The 19,999-nt window shown below is 68.0% G+C and carries 14 protein-coding genes and 1 pseudogene; 11 read left to right on the forward strand and 4 right to left on the reverse strand.

Features of this window, described 5'->3' with window-relative positions:
- From ACFWIA_RS32715 to ACFWIA_RS32730, 4 genes and pseudogenes are all read left to right on the forward strand, one after another.
- Positions 1-455 (forward strand): annotated as a pseudogene (locus tag ACFWIA_RS32715) (hypothetical protein); the annotation flags it as partial.
- A gap of 88 nt (positions 456-543) precedes the next feature.
- Positions 544-903: a hypothetical protein gene (locus ACFWIA_RS32720; RefSeq protein ID WP_387010888.1), complete on the forward strand. Its 360-nt coding sequence runs from the start codon at positions 544-546 to the stop codon at positions 901-903.
- 21 nt (positions 904-924) lie between these two features.
- Positions 925-1,209: a hypothetical protein gene (locus tag ACFWIA_RS32725; RefSeq protein ID WP_387010889.1), complete on the forward strand. Its 285-nt coding sequence runs from the start codon at positions 925-927 to the stop codon at positions 1,207-1,209.
- The gene (locus tag ACFWIA_RS32730) at positions 1,175-2,053 is read left to right on the forward strand and encodes a B12-binding domain-containing radical SAM protein (RefSeq protein ID WP_387010890.1); all 879 of its coding nucleotides are present in this window, start codon (positions 1,175-1,177) and stop codon (positions 2,051-2,053) included. The genes ACFWIA_RS32725 and ACFWIA_RS32730 overlap by 35 nt, the downstream gene beginning before the upstream one ends.
- A gap of 442 nt (positions 2,054-2,495) precedes the next feature.
- On the opposite strand, the gene ACFWIA_RS32735 is transcribed toward ACFWIA_RS32730, so the two are convergent.
- Together ACFWIA_RS32735 and crtI are read right to left on the reverse strand one after the other, a co-directional pair.
- Positions 2,496-3,461, reverse strand: coding sequence for a phytoene/squalene synthase family protein (locus ACFWIA_RS32735; protein ID WP_387010891.1), 966 nt, complete (start codon positions 3,459-3,461; stop codon positions 2,496-2,498).
- Positions 3,461-4,987: a phytoene desaturase family protein gene (crtI, locus tag ACFWIA_RS32740; RefSeq protein WP_387010892.1), complete on the reverse strand. Its 1,527-nt coding sequence runs from the start codon at positions 4,985-4,987 to the stop codon at positions 3,461-3,463. Before crtI ends, ACFWIA_RS32735 begins: the two co-directional genes overlap by 1 nt.
- A gap of 1,406 nt (positions 4,988-6,393) precedes the next feature.
- Here crtI and ACFWIA_RS32745 point away from each other — a divergent pair.
- From ACFWIA_RS32745 to ACFWIA_RS32775, 7 genes are all read left to right on the forward strand, one after another.
- Positions 6,394-6,942 carry an EF-hand domain-containing protein gene (locus ACFWIA_RS32745; RefSeq protein ID WP_387010893.1) on the forward strand — a complete coding sequence of 183 codons (549 nt, stop codon included), beginning with the start codon at positions 6,394-6,396 and terminating at the stop codon, positions 6,940-6,942.
- Between the two features lie 606 nt (positions 6,943-7,548).
- Complete coding sequence (locus tag ACFWIA_RS32750) at positions 7,549-8,358, forward strand: aldehyde dehydrogenase family protein (protein ID WP_387010907.1); 810 nt, start codon at positions 7,549-7,551, stop codon at positions 8,356-8,358.
- Positions 8,359-8,666: 308 nt separating this feature from the next.
- A complete protein-coding gene (gene aroA / locus ACFWIA_RS32755; protein WP_387010894.1) occupies positions 8,667-11,657 on the forward strand; it encodes a 3-phosphoshikimate 1-carboxyvinyltransferase in 2,991 nt (996 codons plus the stop codon).
- Between the two features lie 140 nt (positions 11,658-11,797).
- The gene (locus ACFWIA_RS32760; RefSeq protein WP_387010895.1) at positions 11,798-12,964 is read left to right on the forward strand and encodes an acyl-CoA dehydrogenase family protein; all 1,167 of its coding nucleotides are present in this window, start codon (positions 11,798-11,800) and stop codon (positions 12,962-12,964) included.
- A gap of 59 nt (positions 12,965-13,023) precedes the next feature.
- Positions 13,024-13,869 carry an SDR family oxidoreductase gene (locus ACFWIA_RS32765; protein WP_387010896.1) on the forward strand — a complete coding sequence of 282 codons (846 nt, stop codon included), beginning with the start codon at positions 13,024-13,026 and terminating at the stop codon, positions 13,867-13,869.
- Positions 13,870-14,011: 142 nt separating this feature from the next.
- Positions 14,012-16,099, forward strand: coding sequence for an FAD-dependent oxidoreductase (locus tag ACFWIA_RS32770; protein ID WP_387010897.1), 2,088 nt, complete (start codon positions 14,012-14,014; stop codon positions 16,097-16,099).
- A 916-nt stretch (positions 16,100-17,015) separates the two neighbouring features.
- Positions 17,016-17,864: an SDR family oxidoreductase gene (locus ACFWIA_RS32775; protein WP_387010898.1), complete on the forward strand. Its 849-nt coding sequence runs from the start codon at positions 17,016-17,018 to the stop codon at positions 17,862-17,864.
- A 180-nt stretch (positions 17,865-18,044) separates the two neighbouring features.
- On the opposite strand, the gene ACFWIA_RS32780 is transcribed toward ACFWIA_RS32775, so the two are convergent.
- The gene (locus tag ACFWIA_RS32780; protein ID WP_387010899.1) at positions 18,045-18,545 is read right to left on the reverse strand and encodes a nitroreductase family deazaflavin-dependent oxidoreductase; all 501 of its coding nucleotides are present in this window, start codon (positions 18,543-18,545) and stop codon (positions 18,045-18,047) included.
- A gap of 213 nt (positions 18,546-18,758) precedes the next feature.
- A complete protein-coding gene (locus ACFWIA_RS32785) occupies positions 18,759-19,979 on the reverse strand; it encodes a cytochrome P450 (protein WP_387010900.1) in 1,221 nt (406 codons plus the stop codon).
- Positions 19,980-19,999: the final 20 nt, after the last annotated feature.

Consider the following 19,999-nt stretch of genomic DNA (forward strand, 5'->3'; position numbering starts at 1 on the left):
CGAAGCGGGAGCGGAAGGTCCAGGTGTTCCCGGACCAGTTCCCAGATCTGTTCGACGTGCCGCTGGCCACCGGCGGCCGGGCAGCGGGCCTCCTCTTCCCCCAGGTCGACGTTGACGCCGCGCCGGACATCGTTGACGGCACCCGCACGCTGGGCGAGGGCGACTTCATGTCAGGGGCGACGGAGGACCGGTACCCGGACGTCTTCGGGCAGACGCAGGGCGTGGACGGCGGCGGCCGGGAGAGCGCGCGCGCCGAGGTGGCCGCTCGTCTCGCCCGGCTGCCGCACCGCGCGGTCCGGCTCAGCCACGACGTGCCGGCGAACACTGCCCTGCTGACCAAGGTCGCGGCCTCGATCTCACACCCGGTCCGTTCGGTCGGGTGCGGTGATCCCCTCAGTACCCACGTCAGGCCGACGAGCGAGCAGACTGCCGTGTGTAGCCCGACCAACTTCTAGTCGGGCTACACACGGACAACCACGGAAGGTGCCTCGAGGACTCCCACCACCTTGCTGACTGACCATCCGGCGTGGACAGTGCTCGACAGTGGACGCGGTCGAGACGCTGGCCGTCGACCTGCCGACACGTGCCCCTCGCCAGCTCACCGAGCCCCTGCACCAGTTGGGCACGGTGCACCGGTTGCCCTCCCCCACGCTGTGGGAGGCGATCACCAGCGGCCTGCTGCGCCGGATCATCCGGGCACCGCAGGCCCGCGCCCTGTATCAGCGGTGGATCGCGGCGTACGGCACCGCCTGGGATACCCCGGCCGGGACGATGCACACCGTGCCGAGCCCGGACGGAGTACTGGACCTCACCGAGGAGCAGTTCGCAACGGTCGGTGCGGCGCTCCACCACAAGGCCCTGCCGGCCGCCGCCGTGGCCTATCTGAAGCACGGTGAGAAGTGAGCGCAACTACCGGCCGACGACTTGGTGAAGGCTCTCCAGGAGGTGTCGGGCATCGGCCCGTGGACCGCTGCCTGTGCCGCCGCTGACTTCACCGGGGACTACTCCGTCTACCCGCACGGCGACCTCGCCGTCCGCACCTGGGCCAGGAAGGCCGCCCCTACCGCACTGCTGCCCGACGATCCGCGGGAATTCGAAACCGCCTGGGGCCGGTGGGCACCGGACCGGCCCCAACTGCACGCCCTCACCACTCACACACTCGCCTGGGGGATCCATGCCCGACAGCCGCCAGTTAGCGGACGTCCCTGACCTGATCGCCGGAGCAGATCCGGGCCGGCCGCTGGACCTGCTGCTGATCAACGCGCCGTTGCGGGACTACACGCTGCGGCCCCGCTTGACGGACTACACCCTGCCGGTGATCGGCATGGGGTACATCGCTACCTACGCCGCGCAGGCCGACCACAACGTGGGGTTGCTCGACGCTGAGGCGCACGGCCTGGGCTTGGACGAGACGATCCGGCTGGCCAACCGGGCCCAGCCCCGTTGGGTCGGACTGAACCTCCTGGCGCCCACCTACCAGTTGTCGGCGCGGATCGCCGCCGGGCTGGACGACCGTGTGCAGGTGATGGTCGGCGGCCACCACGCGAAGGCCGCCCCGGAAACAGTGCTCGCCGACCCGCGCATGAGCCGCGTGACCGCGTTGGTCGTCGGCGAGGGCGAGACCCGCGTGACCGCGCTCCTGGACGACGCCGCCCGCCGGGCGGAGCTGCCGGGGGTGATGTGGCGTGACTGGCTCCTCGGCACGACCGCTGAGGGTATCGAGCACGACCCGGCCCGCACCCGGCACTGGCTGAGCCCAGACATCGACGGCCTACCGATGCTCAACCGCAAGTTCCTGCCACAGGACCCGTACCTGGCCGGCGACGGCCGGCGAGAGGCCAACATGGTCGGGGCGCGTGGCTGCCCGTACGACTGCTTCTTCTGCGGCGCCGCCGTGAGCAAGAATCCGGACCTGACGATTCGCACCCGCAATCCGGGCAACATCCTTGCCGAGATGCACCAAGGTTCCAGAGCCAGGTGCCGAAGGTGGCGCCGGTCCGGAACTGCTTGCGCAGGTTCCGGGAGAAGCCGTTCGACGCGGCCAGCTCGGTGAGCGCCAGCACGCCCAGCACCCGGGCCAGTCCCTCGCCGAGCTTGAGCAGTCCGTCCTTCCGCTCCGCCGGGTGTGTGCTGACCCGGTACCGACGGGACAGCGCGGCGACGTGGTGCGGAAAGCTCCACTTGGCACGCGAGATCGGGTCGTCCAGCGGGCGCACGCGTTCACCGATCAGGCCGGCCTCGTGGGCGGCGAACCTGATCTCGTTCCGAACCCCCTGGACGTCCCATTCACCGCTGCTGAAGACGCTGGGCAGGATTCCCGACATCGTGGTCCGCAATGCGCGCCGCCCCTCCTGCACCGTCTCCAGGAGGCTCTCCACCTCGCTGTCGGCATGGCCGAGGCTGCCCTCCTCCCTTCCACCGGGCAACCTCTCCCATGGCAAGTGCGGTGTTCTCGGTGCGCTGCGACTGCCCACCTCGGGGAAACTGCGGGTAGGTCATAGCGCGTCGCCCCACTCCCGCCGGGCCAGAGCGTAGGCAGGTCCGGCGATCCTCAGCCTGGTGGATAGTCCAACCGCCACCCGCCGATCAAGGACTTCGTAACGCGCTTCCTCCACCGCATCAAGGATTCCCGCGTACAAGGCGTACGCCATTTCGATGAACGGCCGGCTGGAGGGCTCCAACATACGGATGACGCCGACCGCGTACGCGTAGAGCTTCCGGTTGCGTTCGATCTCGTACCGCAGCAGTTCACGTACTGGCCGGATGGTTCTGGATCGGCTCAGATCGGCGATGGTGACACCGAAGCGGTCAAGGTCCTCGGTCGGTAGGTAGACACGGCCGCGAGCCAAGTCCTCAGCCACGTCGCGGATGCAGTTGGTCAGTTGGGATGCCTCGCCCAAGGCGCGGGCCCTTGAGTGAGCTTCGTCGCACAAAGGTCCCAGGATGGGCAACATCTGCAGACCGATCACCCCGGCGGAGCCGTACATGTAGCGGTTGAGAGCTTCGTACGTCGGGTACTTGGTGACGCTGAGGTCGGCTTCCATGGAGTTCAGGAAGGCCACGACGTACTCCAACGGGATGTTCCAGCGCCGCATGGTGTGCCGAAACGCCAGAATGACCTGGTCTCCGGTTGGCGAACCACCGTGAACGGGGCCTACGGGTGCGGGCCCGTCGAAGGGTGGGCTGTCCCTCCCGAGCCGTTCCAGCGTCTTTCGGGACCAGGCGTGGAAGTGAGCTGCTCTGGTGTGCTCCGGTCCGTTGTCTACGAGTTCGTCGGTGTACCGGCTGAAGCCGTACAGCGCGTGGACGTAGGGCCGTTTCCAGGGCGGCAGCAGCCGAGTTGCCAGGTAGTAGGTGCGCCCATGGCGTGCGTGCAGTCGTCGGCACCGCTCGTACGCTAGGCGCAGGACAGGGTCTCTGATACCGGCGGCGTTGAGGATGCGGTCGTTGGTGCGGTTCATCAGGTTGCTCCGGCCCATGAGCGGACGGTGGAAGAGGTTACGGGGCCTGTGATCCGCTGGGCCGCGAGCCGTCCGCTGATCAGCGCCATCGGAATGCCCACCCCGGGGTGTGTCCCGGCTCCGGCAAGCACGATGTTGTCGCCGAGGAGGTTCGAAGTACGGAACGGGCCGGTCTGCCGGAGGGTGTGGGCCGCGCCGAACGGCGTACCAGCCGGACAGCCGCGCCGCTCCCAGTCGAGCGGTGTGATCATGTGTTGTGGTCCGGCGGTGCGCAGGAGGTGCTCGTATCCGTGGCGGACTAGGGCCCTCCGTACATAATCGGCGCAACGCTCGCTGTCCATCGGCATGTTCTGGTGACTGGCCTTGAGGTTTGGGGTGGGAAGCACCACGTGGTAGTTGTGTTGCCCGACTGGGGCCAGTGCCGGGTCGGTGACGGTGGGCGCACTGACCAGGAACGACGGATCACGCATGAGCCGCCCGTCGCGGACGATGTCGTCGAAGGCGCCCCGCCACGAGGCACCGAAGTGGACGTTGTGATGGGCAGGAGCGCGGTCGTCCGATGGTTCGGGCGCTGGCGCTCCGGTCAGCCACAACAAACAGGACGGTGCGTAACTGATTCTCCTGGCGTGGAGCCGGGTTCGTCCGAGGAGCCTCGGCAGCGCCACGGACGGTTCGGCCGCCACGACGACGGCGTCAGCGGGGAGGCGCTCGCCGGCGCTGGTGATCACGGCGCGGGCCGTGCCGTGCAGTGAGGTTTCGATGCGCTCGGCCTTGGTTGAACAGCGCAGGACAACCCCGTGGTCACGGGCTGCGGCCGTCAGCGCCAGGGGCAGCGCGTGCATGCCTCCCCTGGGCAGGAACACACCAGCCGCCATGCCCATGTAGGTGATGACCGAGTAGAGGGCCCTGACATGGTGCGGGGCGACTCCGGCGTACAGCGCTTGGAAGGAGAAGAGGCGTACTGCACGTGGGTCGTGCAGGTACTGGCGCACCTTCGACTCCATGCTCCGGAAGGCGCCTAACGCGATCAGACGAGCGAGTTCAGACGGATCGAGATCGAACGGCCCGTCGATGTTGCGGTCGATGAAGTGCCGGTACTCAGCCGCGTAGAGCTGTTCGAGGAAGGTGGCGAACCGCCGAAAGCCCGCCGCCTCGCGCGCTCCGCACACGCGCCCGATCTCCGCAGCCATCGCATGGGGATCGTTGACCGCGTCGATGGTAGATCCGTCATGGAAGTGGGCACGGTACATGGGCTCCACGGGCAGCAGCTCTAGGCGGTCCGCAGTATCCTCGCCGACCGCGGCGAAGGTCTGCTGAATCAGACCGGGCGCGGTCAGCACGGTGGGCCCGTTGTCGAACGCGTAGCCGTCGGACACGAACCTGCCCGCCTTGCCCCCGGGCTCCTCGTTCTGCTCCAGCAGTGTCACGGACCGACCGGCGCCCACCAAGTGGAGCGCGGTGGCCAGGCCCGCCAGACCGGCTCCGATCACCACGACATCGTCGGTGCTCCCGCGAACGGTGCGCATCGCTACCCGCCCGCCCTACGAACAGGGGTTTCGCGGCGCCGCCGCGCAGAGGTGGAGGGAGGGGGTTGGTCGTGGCGAGTCCGGAGGGCGGGCGCCCTCCGATCTGTGCTGGGGTGAGGGTCACAGCCCTCTGGGTCTGTGGTCACGTGCCCTCCAGACAATCTTGGGTTCAGGGAATCGCGAGGGCCTGGCGCACCGGCACGTGAGCGCGTGCTCCGGGGTGGCAAGGTCCTGCAAGGCGGTCGCTGATCATTCGTTCGACCGCCTGATCGGCTCCGGCGGCACGTAGTCCTGACCGCCGGGTGCTGGTTTCTTCCTCATCCAGGTACCCGGCTCGGCGCCAACCGTCAGCTTCGTCCGGGTAAACGCCCAGCGTCCGGTCGCGAATGCCTCGGCGTCACCGGAGGACTCGGAGCACGGGAGCGGCACGGTCGTGCCAAGGTTCGGTTCCAGGCACCCACCCATCGCGCATCTCTTCGCGATCACGCGCACATGGAGTTCCCGCGTGAGCCGCGACGGCCGACCGGCCGAAACCGACCGTAGACGCCTGCTGCGCGCAAGGAACGTAGAAGCGGAAATCCTGTGCTCGAACGGACGGCGTCCTCGTGTCATGACAGGGCCTCGCACCATAAGAAGGATCACGGTCACTGCTCCTGTACCTATTCGACAGGATCACAACGCCACCCTTGAGTCTGATTCCGATACTCGATCCCGCACAAGAACAATTGGAGGCGCATTGATGCACTGGATGGTCGGGAGATGCGCCTCGCGCTCTCCGCCGCCTACATGACGAAATTTTCCCACCCGCGTGAACCAGTCGCATTAGTCATGCGTATTGACAGTGTCTTGGTGGCACTCTCCACGGCGACGGGGCACGGATAATTTCAGCACACTACGCACACCATTCTTGTCCACACTTCGTGGAAAAGAGCAAGGCGTACCCCCTGGGCGTACAGGTGTGACGTATGACGCTGCCGAGCCGTTCGTCCGAGCCAGACCTGCCACCTCAGGAGTCCACGCGGCAAGGCACGGCCCCTGAGGTGATGACACACGACAGGGGAAGAAAGGGGATCGCCTCGACTCCCGGAGAGCATGTGACCGTCGGAATCTCGTTGGAATTCAGTCTGTTCGATAATTCGGTCGGAACAGATGATTCTGCGTTCCGCTGGCATCTGCCTCACGCATGCGCAGTTCCGCTACGACGGATCGAAGTCGCTGACCCGAGCGCCCCAAGAGAGCGGATTATAGGAACCTTGACCGTGTACCACTTGACGAGCAGAGCAGGTTCACCTGGTTGGTCGATCTTCGATGATCATTTGTGTGTGAATATCCGCCTCGGGCATCATCCCAGTCGAATCCAACCCGACTTCCGGGGGAAGATCGACGTCCCATGAAGGAGACTGACAATGCGTGCTGAGGCTGGTAAGAGAGCGGCTCTCGTCTTTTCACTGCTGGACGCGAACAAGGACGGAGTCCTTGAGGAGGCCGACTTCGCCTTGATGGCCGACCGTCTCGCTGGCGCCGCCGACCGTTCCACGGCTGAGGCCAAGACCGTGATGCGGGCGGCCCTCAGTCGGTACTGGGAGACCCTGTTGACCTCGTTGGACAGTGACGGCAACGGAGTGATCAGCATCTCGGAGTTCACCGCGTGTGTCCTGTCGCCCGAACGCTTCAAGACGATGGTGACCGCAGTCGCCGACGCGGTCGCCGGACTGAGCGACCACGACGGTTCCGGACGTGTCGAGCGCGGTTACCTCCGAAAGCTGCTGGCGTCGATCAACATCGACCCCAGCAGCAGCGACGCTATGTTCGACGCGCTCGGCCCCGACGAGCAGGACAGCGTTCGAACCGACCGCTGGAACGAGTCTGTCAGAGACTTCTACGACCCCGAAAAGTTCGACATTCCCGTCGACCTCCTGGTGCTCGGCCGGAGGGGAAAGGCCCCGGACGCTTGAGCGCCGCAGCGCGGGCGACGGCCTCGGGAACCTGTTCCGGCAAACCGCGAGAGGAAGCGAACCACGTGGTGACGGCCGGTGGTGTCCCTGTCCTGGGGAATGAGTCGCTCGGACCGGCCCTCGCCTCCGCCGTCAGCGTTGGAGGCAGCGAACGAGAGTCGTGTCATGAGCGATGATGCCAAGGCCACGGGGCGGGAACCGGAAGGCGCCTCGGCAAGAGGCCACGATGAGGGGATGGACCACCTCTCTCCAGCCGTTTTGCCACACGCCACCGCGCAGGAGGCTCTCCTCGCCGTTGCCCGCGCACGCGACAGCCAGATCGAATGGTCCGCGAGGCTACCCGTCGTCCGTCGGCGTCTCCTGGCCCACATGTTGCGCGACGCACGTCATCTACGCCCGGTCTTTGCCACATTGGGACAGCGCCACTGCGGGCTGAGTTGCCGTGAGACCGACCACGACCGGAGAATTGGTTTGTCCCGTGGCCGCCTTCAACGCGCAGCAGCACTCGCCGCGGTCCTGCGAACCGACGTCGATCAGGTCGTCGTCTCCCAGGTCGACGAGTCCGCACCGTTGACGAGTCTCGTCGACACCGTATGGCCCGCCTTGATGTCCGGACAGTGTGTCGTCACCGCCGCCTCTACCTCCACGGTGGTGAGTGCGCTGGCTCTGCGTGCCCTCGCGTACCAGGCCGGCGTACCCAGTGCCGTGTGGCAGGTGCTCCATGCTCAAGATCCGGTAGTGGTGAGCGCCCTGTCTGAGCACTGCGACGCCAGCACGAGGGCCTGCTGCACGCCCAGAACCCTTCAAGGGAGCCAGACCCGAGCCGGCACCTTCATCGTTCGCCACGACGCGCATCTGCCCGCCGCGGTGCGACACGCACTGCGATGCTGCTTCTGGGCGGCGGGGAGACCGTGCACCGCCACGCCGACCCTCATGGTGCACGCGCGTATCCACGACGAGTTCATGGATCGGTTCACCGAGGCCGCCGCTCGACTGCCCCAGCATCCCCTAGCCCATGCCTCGGCCGTCTTCGGCGCGCTTGCTGACGCCCATCAGATGGAGGACGTACGCGACTACGTCCGCCAGTGCGCCGTTCTCGGCGGGCGAGTACTGCACGACGGAGGCCAACTGCCCCACGTCGCGCCCCATATGCACGGACCAGTAGTGATCCAGAGTCCGACCCCGGAGCTACTCCCCCGTGAGGTTCCACCGGGCCCGATCGCCGTCGTCTCCGGCTATCGGTCTTGGTCGGACGTTCTCTACCGGGTCCGGGAAGCCGGAAGGCACGTCACTGTCCACACCACGACTTCCGTCGGACAACTCGCTCCGCAGTTCGCCGGGCCGCCACCACGGGACCTGACGCTGGTTCGCCCTTGGAATCGGGTACCACGTCGTCGACCCCGAGCGTCGTGGTGACCGGGATCCGCCGCACCCACGCGCCCGCGCTCAACGGACGCTTCCCCATCGCCACGTGAGCCGATCGCATCCATCCGGGCGTCGGCACCACCCTCCGTACTCTCCACCAACACGACGAAGCGCCAAGCACCACCACCAGGGCAATCGATGATCCGCACATCCACCGTGCGTGCCCCTTTGCCGGTCGGGCAAGCGCAGCGCGCCTCACGGGCCCTGGTCTCGCTGTGCACACGGTCCGTGGCCCGCCGGCGCCACACATGCGGGCACCGGTTCGACGTACCTTCACGGTCAGGAAGCAGGACTACCCCATGCACCTCCTCGTCAAAGGGATCCAGCATCGGCTCACCGGTGAAGTCCTCGTTCCAAGCTCCAAGTACCACGCGCACCGCGCGCTGATCCTCGCCTCGCTCGCCGAGGGTGTCAGCCGGGTGCACGGGCGATCCGACGCACGGCACGTCCAGTACACCGCGCGGTTCCTCCGTAGCCTGGGGGTCAAGATCGCCACAGAGGGCGACACTTTTGTGGTGCACGGTCTGGGCGGGCACTACCGGCCACACCACATGGCCGTCTCGGCCGGATCCTCCGGCACCACGCTTGCCTTCATGATTGGTCTGGCCTCGCTCTCGGACCAGCCTGTCACGGTCACCGGTCAGAAGTACTTCCACCGCCGCCCGATCGGCCCGCTCCTCACCGCGTTGCGACAGATGGGTGTGGGGATCGAGTCACCCGACGACCGCCCCCCGGTAAGGGTCGCGGCCCGGCGGCCGAGCGGCGGTCGGATACGGATCGCGGGGACGCTCTCGCAGTGGATCTCCGGGCTCCTTCTGTGTGCGCCCTTCGCGACTGGGCCCACCACGATCGAGGTCGAGGGCGAGTCAAACGAACGTTCGTATCTGGAGTTGACGGTCGCGATGATGCGGCGGTTCGGGTTGACGATCTCGGTCTCCGAGCGCTGGCGACGCTTCGACATCGAGCCGGGTCAGCGGGCGGTCGCCACGGAACTGACGCTCCCGCCGGACATCGGCTCCGCCGGCTTCGGAATCGCCGCCGCCGCGCTGCACCCCTGTGACGTCCTCTTCAAGGGCGTGAATGGACTCCAGGGCAGTTCCTTCGACCACCCCGAGTCTCGTTTCCTCGACATCGCCCGGGCGATGGGGGTGCCGATGGAACCGGACCCGGCGGCGGGCGGGGTGCGGATCCAACAGGAGGCTTCGATGCTCACGGGGGTCACGGTGAACTGCCGGGACATACCCGACATGCTGCCGATCCTCTCGACACTCGGCGCCTTTGCCCAGGGCGAGTCCGTCCTCCAGCACATCGCGCACACACGGCTCAAGGAATCCGACCGCGCCGCCGCGATGCTTCAGCTCAACGCGATGGGCGGGGACCTGGAACTGGACGGGGACACGCTGCGGGTGCGCGGAGTCGAGACCCTGAGGGGCACGGCGCTCTCCTCTTTCAACGATCACCGGGTCCTCATGTCACTCGCCGTAGCGTCCACGCGAGCGGGAGGCCGCTCGACGCTCACGTACCCGAACGCGTACCAGTTCTCCTACCCGGGCTTCCTCAACGCGATGAACACCATCGGCGTGCCCATGAGCGTCGAGCGGGGGCCGACGAAGCCGGGGAGACAGCGGACGCGCCGTCTGGAAGAAGAGGTCATGAAGCCGGACCTCGCGGCGCGCGTGACTCTACCGGAGTGGCTGCGGCGCCGGGCCGCGAGCCGTCCGCACGAGGCCGCCGTCGTCGAGTTGCGTCCGGACCGGGACGAGACCGTCACCTGGCGGAAGCTGCACGAGTGGGTGGAGCGGACGGCTTCGCTGTTGCTCGGTCTTGGGGTGCGGCCCGGTGAGAACGTCGCCTACCAACTGCCGAACCGGATCGAGTTCGTCGTGCTCTCGCTGGCCGCGCTGCGGATCGGCGCGGTGTGCTGCCCCGTGATGCCGTTCTTCCGGGAGCGCGAGCTGGGCTTCGTACTGCGGCGTTCGAAGGCGAGGGTACTCGTCGTCTCCGACCGCCACCGAGGTCGTGAGCCCGCCGAGGAAGTGCTCGGGCTCAACGCCGAAGACCGCGGTGAGCTGACCGAACTCATCGTGTTCACCGAGGGACGCGGGAGCACGGCGCCACCCGAGGCAGGCGACACGGGTGTCAGGGTGCATGCCTGGGAGAAGACACTCAGGCGCACCGAGGTCGACCGAGCCGCGCTCGACGCCTACGTTCCTTCGCCCGATTCGATCGCGCAGCTCCTGTTCACCTCCGGCACCACGGGCGAGCCCAAGGGCGTCCCACACTCCTCGCGGAACCTCGTGCGCGCGGTGTCGATGGAGGCCGAGCGCCTCGGGCTCCACGCCGGGGACGTGATCTGGGTACCCTCGCCCCTCGCGCACCAGACCGGTTTCCTGTACGGGATGACACTGGCGCTCGTTCTGGGCGTCCCCCAGATCACTCAGGTCGAGTGGGACGCACAGCGCGCGCTCCCCTCTCTCAACACGCACGGAGCGACCTTCGCACAGGCCGCACCGCCGTTCCTGACCGACCTTATGAAGGCGGTCGAGGCTGGTGGGGAAGCGCCGCGCGGGCTGCGGATCTTTGTCGTGACCGGGGCGCAGGTGCCGGACGGGCTCGCCGAGCGGGCCGGGCGGATTTTGGGCACTGACGTGTACGGGGCGTTCGGGACGACCGAGACGGGCCTCGGAACGCTCTCGGCTCCCGGTGACACGCCGACGCGACGCTGGAGCTCGGCCGGGAGGCCTCTCGACGGTGTCGAACTGCGGATCACGGACGACCGGGGGCTCGTGCTCCCGCCGGGAGGCAGTGAAGGCAATGTCGAGCTGCGCTCCCCCACCGTCTTCGACGGCTACCTCGACCGCCCCGACCTCACCGCCGAGGCCTTCACCCGGGACGGCTGGTACCGCACCGGGGACCTCGCGACGCTCGACGACTCAGGTTTCCTGCGGATCACGGGGCGACTCAAGGATGTCATCAACCGGGGCGGTGAGAAGATTCCGGTCGCCGAGATCGAGCAACTGCTCTCCGCGCATCCCGCGATCGAGGACATCGCGATCGTCGCGATGCCCGACGCCCGGCTCGGTGAACGCGCCTGCGCCTTCGTGGTGTTCAGGGAGGGCGCGCGGATCGACCTCAGGGAGCTCTGTGCCTATCTCAACGGACACCGAGTGGCGAAGCGGTACTGGCCGGAGCGACTCGAAACGCTCGATGCGCTCCCGCGCAACCCCGTCGGCAAGGTGCAAAAGCTCGCGCTGCGGGCGCGGGCCAGAGATCTGGAGCCACCGGATTGAGCCCCGGGTACAGCGGGAAGCGTGGCGCGCTCCGGCTGATCCGGGGAGATCGGTGCCGGCCCAGGGTGCGCGCGAGCAAGCCGGGCCACGACCGGCGGCGCCGTACCCAGGGACCGTAGAGGAAGAGCACGAGGCAGCGCATGAGTGAAGATCAGTCGTTCGACCGGATCCGCGCTCAGGTCGAGGAGTGGGTGAAGGGGCCCGGCGAGCGCTGGGCAGAGCACATCGAGGAGGACGGCGAGGTCCCCGAGGCCCTGTGGGAAGAGATGAACAGGCTGGGCTTCCTGCGCATGGCCGCGCCACCGAAGTACGGGGGGCAAGGGCTGCCGTTCTCGCGGTGGATGGAGCTGATGGAGATCTTTTCCCGCTCGCACGGCTCGATTCGCATGATCGTGCACGTCGTCAACGGTATTTGGCGGGCCATGGACGGACACGCGAGCGCTCAGCAGCGAGAGCGGTTCGTCCTTCCCTCCGTCACCGGCGAGATCAAGATCGCTTTCACGCTCACCGAGCCGGGCAACGGCACGGGTGCGGACCTCACCACGTCCGTGGTGCGCGAGGGCGACACGTACTACCTGTCGGGCCGCAAGCACCTCATCACCTTCGGAGTGCGGTGCGACTACTACTTGCTCGCCGCGCGGGTCGAGGGCTCGTCGGGGCACGGAGGCACGGTGGCCCTACTCGTGCCACGCAACGCGCCGGGGGCGCAGGTCAAGGACACTTCGCACACCATGGGTGTCACGGGGACGGACCACGCCTCGCTCGCGTTCGATCGCACACCCGTCCCGGTGGGACACCGTCTCGGCGCGGAAGGCGAGGGTCTGGACATCTTCCTCGGCGGCTTCCTGACGCCTTCGCGCATCTCCGTCGCCATGAGCTGTGTCGGCCTCGCCGAACGCGCGCAGCAACTGGCGCTGGAGTACGCCCGGTCGCGTGTCACCTTCGGCAAGACGCTGACCCAGCGGCAGGCGATCCAGTTCATGCTCGCCGAGAACGCCGCCGACATCGAGGCTGCCAGGCAGCTCGTGCTGCACGCCGCGCGCCGCTTCGAGGAGGGGGCCGACGACGCTTCGATGCAGTCCTCGATGGCCAAGATGCACGCCGTGACGATGCTGACGAACGTCACCGACAAGGCCCTCCAGATCCATGGGGGCCTCGGTTACTGGAAGTCCCAGAAGATCGAGCGGGTCTATCGGGACGCGCGGGCACAGCGTTTCGAGGAGGGGACCAATGAGGTACAGAAGCAGGTCGTCTTCCGCGCACTGCTGCGCCGTACACGGCCGCCCGCCGCGCCGGAGCCGAACTGAACCCGTCCGTGTGCCCGGATCCGTGTACGTTCACTGTGACGACGGAGGAATCCGGCCCCATGAACGCTGAGCAGCACCATGACCACGCTACGGATGCGGGCAGCATCTCGCTGATCACCGGAGCCTCGCGCGGGATCGGTCGTGCGCTCGCGCTGACGCTGGCCCGGGCGGGTGGAACCGTCATCGTCAACTACAAGACGAATCGGGATCTCGCCGAGAAGACCGTCGCCGACATCGAGAAGGCGGGCGGGCAGGGCCTCGCCGTCCGGGCGGACGTGGAGACGACGGAGGGTGTCACGGCGCTCTTCGGCGAAGTCGCGCGGTACCGCGGGAGGCTCGACCACTTCGTGGCGAACGCGGCGGCGAGCGTCTTCAGGAACATCGTGGACCTCGGCCCGCACCACCTCGACCGCTCCTACGCGATGAACCTACGGTCGTTCGTGCTCGGGGCCCAGGAGGCGGTGAAGCTCATGGACAAAGGGGGTCGCATCATTGCACTCTCCTCATACGGCTCCATTCGCGCCTATCCCATGTACGCGACGCTTGGCGCGATGAAGGCCGCGATCGAGGCCTGGGTGCGTTTCATGGCCGTCGAGTTCGCTCCGTATGGCATCAACGTGAACGCGGTTAACGGCGGGCTCATCGCCTCGGACTCGCTGGAGTTCTTCTACGGTCTCAAGGGGATGCCCGACATGCGGGGCGTCCTGGACCGTGTCCCCGCGCGCCGTCCGGGGACCGTGCAGGAGATGGCGGACGCCATCCACTTCCTGCTGGGCGAGGGCTCGGCCTACATCACCGGCCAGACGCTGACGGTGGACGGCGGGCTGAGTATCGTGTCGCCGCCGTTCTTCGCGGACGCCGGCCCGGAGTTGCGCCTGCCGCCGCGTCCGACGCGCGACAGCTGACCTTCCCGCCCGGCGCGTGGCCGCGGGATCCGTGTCGTCCCTTCGGCTCCCGATGCCCCAACCGGACGGTAGGACACTTCCGCCGGGCCCCTCACCAAGGCCCCGATGAGTTCGCTCCGGGGCCGGAGCGAAGAGAGGAACCGTGCTCGACCACGTATTCCGCCCCGGCGCCATCGGTGGTCTCCGCCTTCCGCACCGGGTCGTCATGGGTGCCATGCATCTGAATCTGGAGACGCTCGATGACGGTGGCGCCTCACTCGCGGCGTTCTACGCGGAACGCGTGCGTGGCGGCGCCGGGCTGATCGTCACGGGCGGTACGGCGGTAAGCCCGGAGGGCGCGGGCGGTCCCGGGTACGCGATCGTCGGAGAGCCCGCGCACGAGGGGGCACTGCGCCGTACCGCCGAAGAAGTACACGCGGCGGGGGGCCAGATCGCGCTCCAGTTGTTCCACGCCGGACGGTACGCGCTGCCCGGCGCCCCGGGAACCGACGGCGGACCCGGATGGGCTCCCTCGCCGGTAGCATGCCGCTTCACCCGCACGACACCACGTGAGCTGAGCGACGCGCGGATCCGCTCAGCCATCGAGGACTTCGCCCGTGCGGCGGGCCGGGCCGTGAAACTCGGCTTCGACGCGGTCGAGGTGATGGGTTCCGAGGGTTACCTCATCAACCAGTTCACCGCGCCACTCACCAACACCCGCACTGACGGCTGGGGCGGGGACGCCGAGCGCAGGCGCCGCTTCGCGGTCGCGGTCGCCAAGGCCGTGCGCGAGGCGGTCGGTGCCAGCTTCCCCGTGCTGTTCCGCATGTCGGGGGTGGACCTCATCGACGGCGGGACACCACGCGAGGACGTGGACGCCCTCGCGGGCGCGCTCGCGCGGGCCGGGGTCGACGCCCTCGCGGTCGGGATCGGGTGGCACGAGTCGCCCGTACCGACGGTGCAGGCGCGCGTCCCGACCGGAACATGGGCGGCCTACGCCAAGAACGTGAAGAGGGCGTTGCGTGCTGCCGGGCACGGCGCGCTGCCCGTGCTCGCGTCGAACCGGTACTCGCAGCTCACTCAAGTGGACGCGGTACTGGCCGACGGGGAGGTGGACTTCGTGGCGCTCGCGCGGCCCTTTCTCGCCGATCCCGCGATCGTCGCGAAGTCACGCGCCGGACACCCGGACACCGTGAACGTGTGCCTCGCCTGCAACCAGGCGTGCATCGACCGTTCCTTCGGTACCGAGCGGGTGTCCTGCCTGGTCAATCCACGATCGGGGTACGAGCGTGAGTTCCCTGTGGCGGTACGGGCACAGCGGGGCCGGTACGCGGTGATCGGCGCCGGCCCGGCGGGCCTTCAGGCGGCACGAACGCTCGGGCAAGCCGGACAGGACGTCGAGGTCCTCGAGGCCGAAACCGAGCCGGGTGGGCAGTTCCGGTGGGCGGCACTCGTCCCCGGCAAGGAGGTGTTCGGCGAGACCGTCCGTCATCATGTTGGGGAACTGGCACAGTTGGGCGTCACACTACGGCTCGGCTACCGAGTCGGGGGTCACGATCTCACGTATCTGCGGGGATTCGACGGCATCGTGCTCGCGACCGGAGTACGCGGGCGCAGGCCCGATCTGCCAGGGCTCGCGCTGCCGCAGGTGTTCTCGTATCAGCGCGCCTTCGCCGACCCTGACGCACTAGGCCATCGAATCGCCATCATCGGTGGGGGCGGTATCGGCGTAGATCTGGCGCACTTCCTGACGGCGGACCCCGGGCTCAAACGGACCCCGGAGGCCTTCCTCGCGCGGTACGCGCTGACCACCACGGGCGCGGGTCCCGCCTCCGCCTCGGTGCCGGACAGCCCGCTCGTACCCCGCGCCTCCTCCGCTCCCTCCCGGCGGGTCACCGTCGTGTGCCGCGGGCGACGGATAGGAGCGGGTATCGGTGCCTCGACTCGCTGGGTCGTACTCGACGAGCTGCGCACAGCGGGCGTACGGCTCCTGACGGCGACGGAGGTCGAGGAGATCACTCGACCGGGCGTTTGGGTTCAGGACGCGAACGGTGGGAGGGAGCTGATCCCCGCCGACCACGTGGTGCTTGCCACCGGTCAGGAACCCGAACGGGAGGTGGCGGCGGAACTGCGGCGCGCGGGTGTGCCCTTCGAGGCGGCGGGCGGCGCCGCAGGCACCGGTTCGCTCAACGCGGCGCGGGCGACGGCCGAAGGACTGCGTGCGGCGCACCGGCTACTCGACGGCCGGTAGCCGACGCTCCCGATCTGACACGCGCGAGCGGATGAAGGCGCCGGTGCGCCTTCCCGCCCGACAGCTGAGCGAGTACTGGGTAGCGATTGTCCGGCAGCGGTGACACATGCCAGGCTGCCAGCTGGCCACGGTGTCATGGCCCGTCCCATGGGGCCTCCGTGAACGATTCCGAGAAGGGGCCGGGCACCGCGGTCGGCGGTGCGCCGCTCTGGCCATGACACCTCCGGCGTGGAGGGAGAGATGCCTGTCCGCCGACCGCCGAGCGCTGGGAGAAACGCTCCAACGGCACCCGGCCCCTATGCAGGGATGCCCAGAAGGACACGCTTCGGAACCGCGATCACCACCACACGCCCCTTCAGCCTCCCCGCGCTCTCCCGCACTCCGGCAGGCGCTCAGGGGCGCCGCTTGGAAGACCAACACCTGGGTGGAGTACTCGGTGGCATCGCGCGGCCGGCCACCGTCCCCACGACGAGTCCGACGATGGGGTCGTCGGGTGTGTCCGCCGGCCAGGGACGCGACGAGAGCGGCGCGCCGGCCCGGGGACCGTTGAACCCGCGTTCCCGATTGGCGGAGCCCGAAGCATTCACCCGTTCGAGACCTTTGCCGACCGACAGGGGAACGCCACCATAGTGATGCAGGAATGCGCGGGTCTCTTGGTTCGCATGGTCGGAGCCGTTGCCGGTGAGTAGTCGGCCCAAGGGGCCCGGCGCGTCTGCGTCAGACGCCGACGGCCGGGTCGTGCGAGGTGGGGTCGGCGGATGGGCCACCCCCGCGTGCACCTGCCGAAAGAGGAAGTCGGTCGGCGTTCCGTGAGCGGACATCCGGCCACGACCTTCCTAGGACGCGCCTTCGGTAAAGACCTGCGGTCGGCGCTTCTTCACCCTTGACCCGCTACACACGTCTCCCGGAGCGCGCCATGCCCCCTACACCGCAGGAGCCGGCAGAATCAGCCGGTTCCCTCTCTGCTTCCTCCGATGTCCGCACGCGCATCGCTGGTCGGAACGTACTGATCACAGGCGGCTCGCAGGGCTTCGGGCGGGCCCTGGCCCAGTCCTTCCTCGAACACGGCGCGCGGGTCGCCATCACTGGCCGAGACTGTGCCGTCCTGGCACGAGCCCACGCGGCACTCACTCCACACGGCGAACTGCGCACCGACTCGGTGGACAGCACCGACCTCACGGCGCAGCGCGAACTCGCGCGTCATCTGCACGCCGATTGGGGTGCCACCGACGTTCTGGTGGCCAACGCTGGAACGTTGGGTCCGGTCGGTCCCGCCTGGGAGGCTGATCCCGCGCAGTGGTGGTCCGTGCAGGAGACCAACCTACGTGGCACCTTCCTGACCTGCCACGCGTTCATCCCTCATCTACGGGAGCGCGGCGGCAGACTCGTGATCATCACAAGCAATGCTGGGCGGCACCGCTGGCCGCACGCGTCCGCCTACTCAGTCTCCAAGGCCGGAGGCATCAAGCTCGCCGAGAACCTCGCCTTGGAACTCCGGCCCCACGGTGTATCGGTCTTCGCCTACCATCCCGGCCTGCTCACCATTGGCCTCAGCGTCGGCGGTATGAGAAAACACACGGAGCGCGGCAGCTGGGAGGAGCGGATTCAGCAGTGGTACCGCGTCGAGCATGCCGAGGGCAGGACCACCCCCACGGATGTGGCCGTCCGTGGCGCGCTGCTCCTGGCCGCCGGTGCAGCGGACCATCTCACCGGTGAGTACGTCACTTACGAGCACCCCGATCTCACTGGCCGGCTTCAGTGGTGACGACCCGACGGTGTTCCGCGCCCGGTCGGTGAGCGCGTAGCTGACCGGGCCGTGTCCCAGCTGACACCGTCCGTGGCCGCCAGGGCAAGCGACGCGGCGGCAGTGGCCCGGCCCGGTCGGTGGTTCGGCGCCGGGCGATTCGGGGTGACCGTGCGCGACGGTGGGCGCCACGGCCAAACCTCAGGTGGCCGGCGGGATGTGTCTCTCCGGTGACGGAGCCTTCGGACTCAGCAGAAAGATCCGGAAAGTGCGAGCCGCCGTCGACTCCCAGGTGTGGATGACCGGCAGGACCGCGATGATGCGGCCTTGGTGTGCCTCGCGCTCGTCCTCGGTGAGGAGGCGGGCGCTCATGTGGTGGACTCGTCCCGAGGCGGTGATCCGGGCCTGCGAATCCGCCAGGAGGTTGGTGCTCCAGGCGGGATGACGTCCCTTGCCATAGTTGCTGGCGACGAGGAGCCAGGTCCCGTCGTCTGCCAGATGGGCACAGACCGGCGTGGTACGAGGACGGCCGGAGCGGCAGCCGACGGTCGTGAGCATGACCGTGGGCAACAAGAGACGGCTGGGCAGGATGTGACCCCGGGTCAGACGGTGGGTAATCAGGTCGATTCGGTGCAGCAGGTGAGGGGCGAGAGCCGTGAAGGCGCGCGTACGGCCTGCCGCGGCTACCAGAGGATGGATCATGTTTCAGGGAGCCTCTCGTCAGCGCCGCGGAGGGCCCGCAGGGGGGCTCTCCGCGGCGGCCTGGGTGGTCCGCGTGGGCGACGTGGGGAGTTCGGCACTGCGCGTGGGGCTGACGGGGGGGGCGAACAGGGGGCTGCACGTGCTGGATCCCTGTCGCAGACGATCCCTTGAGACCCTCTACATGGACCTCGAAGGCCACTCATTCGTTTACGGTCAAGGCTGCCGCGTGGTCGAAGAGGGGACCTCATCCTGTGTGACGAGAAGCTCGCGCACACTGTTGATGGTCAGGGAAGAGATGGGCCGGTTCCGCTGTTCGACGAGCCGGAGGCCGGGGAAACGTGTGAACAGCGCCGAAAGGGCCGTGCGGAGTTGGAGCCGGGCGAGCGGTGCCCCGAGGCAGAAGTGCGGGCCCTGCCCAAAGGCGAGGTGCTTTCGGCATGGGTTCCGCGCGTTGAGACGGCCCGCGTTCTCCAGGTGATCCGGATCGCGGTTGGCCGCCGCGTAGCACAACAGGAGGGCGTCACCCTGTCGCAGGTGCCGCCCGCCGAGGAAGGCGTCTTCCTTGGCGAATGCGAACGGGAGTGCGAAGACGCTGGAGTCATACCGCAGGACTTCCTCTGTCACGTCTTCCCATGACGTAGTTCCGTCGAGAGCGTTCTGTAGTTGAGCACGATTTTCGAGCAGAGCACGGATCGCGTTGACGAGAGCTGCGACCGTGGTGTCGAAGCCAGCGGCCAGGAGCAGCCACAGTGTGTCTCGTGCTTCGGATCGCGTGAGCCCGCCAGGTGCGTCGAGGGCGGTTCTCAGATCGGCGATGACACCCGGTGGGAACTGTCCGGTGCCGGACAGCAGGTAGTCGAGGTAGGCATGGATCTCTGCGCTCAGGGCCGTGGATTCCCGGGCATCGAGCGTGGCGCGGGACAGGGCCCGGGTCACCAACCCGGTCATATGCGGTGCTTCGTCGGGAGCGAGTCCCAGGAGCGAGCAGAGTACGCCGAGGGACAGGGGAAGGGCCAGGTCCTTCCTGATGTCGGTGGGGGGTTCGTGGGGTCGCAGGTTGTCGAGGAGGTGCTCGACGGTTTCGTGCACGGCGGGTCGGAGGGCCGCGATGCGGCCGGGTGTGAAGGGGAAGGAGGCGACGCGCCGGAGCCGGGTGTGGTCGGCGCCGTCCGCGGTGAGCATCCATTGTCGCGTCACGTGATCGAGCATGGGCCAGTCCTGGGGGACCTCTCCGCGTTGCAGCGCCCTCCAATGCGTGGGTGAGCGGGAGAACTGCGGCCGGGTGAGTACTTCCTTCAGTTGGGGGTAGCCGACGACGGCCCAGCATTCGACGCCTCCTGGCCATTGGCTGGGGACCACCGGGCCTTGGCCGCGCAGGACCATCGCATGGTCCTGCTTGTCCGTGCGGGGGTCGAGCGGGATGAAGTCCGGCACAGTACTCACCTTCTCGTCGC

This window comes from Streptomyces sp. NPDC127068 (assembly GCF_042724695.1).
Taxonomy (GTDB): Bacteria; Actinomycetota; Actinomycetes; order Streptomycetales; family Streptomycetaceae; genus Streptomyces.

Excerpts from the sequence above, each read along its gene's own strand:
- ACFWIA_RS32730 (WP_387010890.1), top strand. The coding sequence starts at position 1,175 with ATGCCCGACAGCCGCCAGTTAGCGGACGTCCCTGACCTGATCGCCGGA.
- ACFWIA_RS32735 (WP_387010891.1), bottom strand. The coding sequence starts at position 3,461 with ATGAACCGCACCAACGACCGCATCCTCAACGCCGCCGGTATCAGAGAC.
- crtI (WP_387010892.1), bottom strand. The coding sequence starts at position 4,987 with ATGCGCACCGTTCGCGGGAGCACCGACGATGTCGTGGTGATCGGAGCC.
- ACFWIA_RS32745 (WP_387010893.1), top strand. The coding sequence starts at position 6,394 with ATGCGTGCTGAGGCTGGTAAGAGAGCGGCTCTCGTCTTTTCACTGCTG.
- ACFWIA_RS32750 (WP_387010907.1), top strand. The coding sequence starts at position 7,549 with ATGTCCGGACAGTGTGTCGTCACCGCCGCCTCTACCTCCACGGTGGTG.
- aroA (WP_387010894.1), top strand. The coding sequence starts at position 8,667 with ATGCACCTCCTCGTCAAAGGGATCCAGCATCGGCTCACCGGTGAAGTC.
- ACFWIA_RS32760 (WP_387010895.1), top strand. The coding sequence starts at position 11,798 with ATGAGTGAAGATCAGTCGTTCGACCGGATCCGCGCTCAGGTCGAGGAG.
- ACFWIA_RS32765 (WP_387010896.1), top strand. The coding sequence starts at position 13,024 with ATGAACGCTGAGCAGCACCATGACCACGCTACGGATGCGGGCAGCATC.
- ACFWIA_RS32775 (WP_387010898.1), top strand. The coding sequence starts at position 17,016 with ATGCCCCCTACACCGCAGGAGCCGGCAGAATCAGCCGGTTCCCTCTCT.
- ACFWIA_RS32780 (WP_387010899.1), bottom strand. The coding sequence starts at position 18,545 with ATGATCCATCCTCTGGTAGCCGCGGCAGGCCGTACGCGCGCCTTCACG.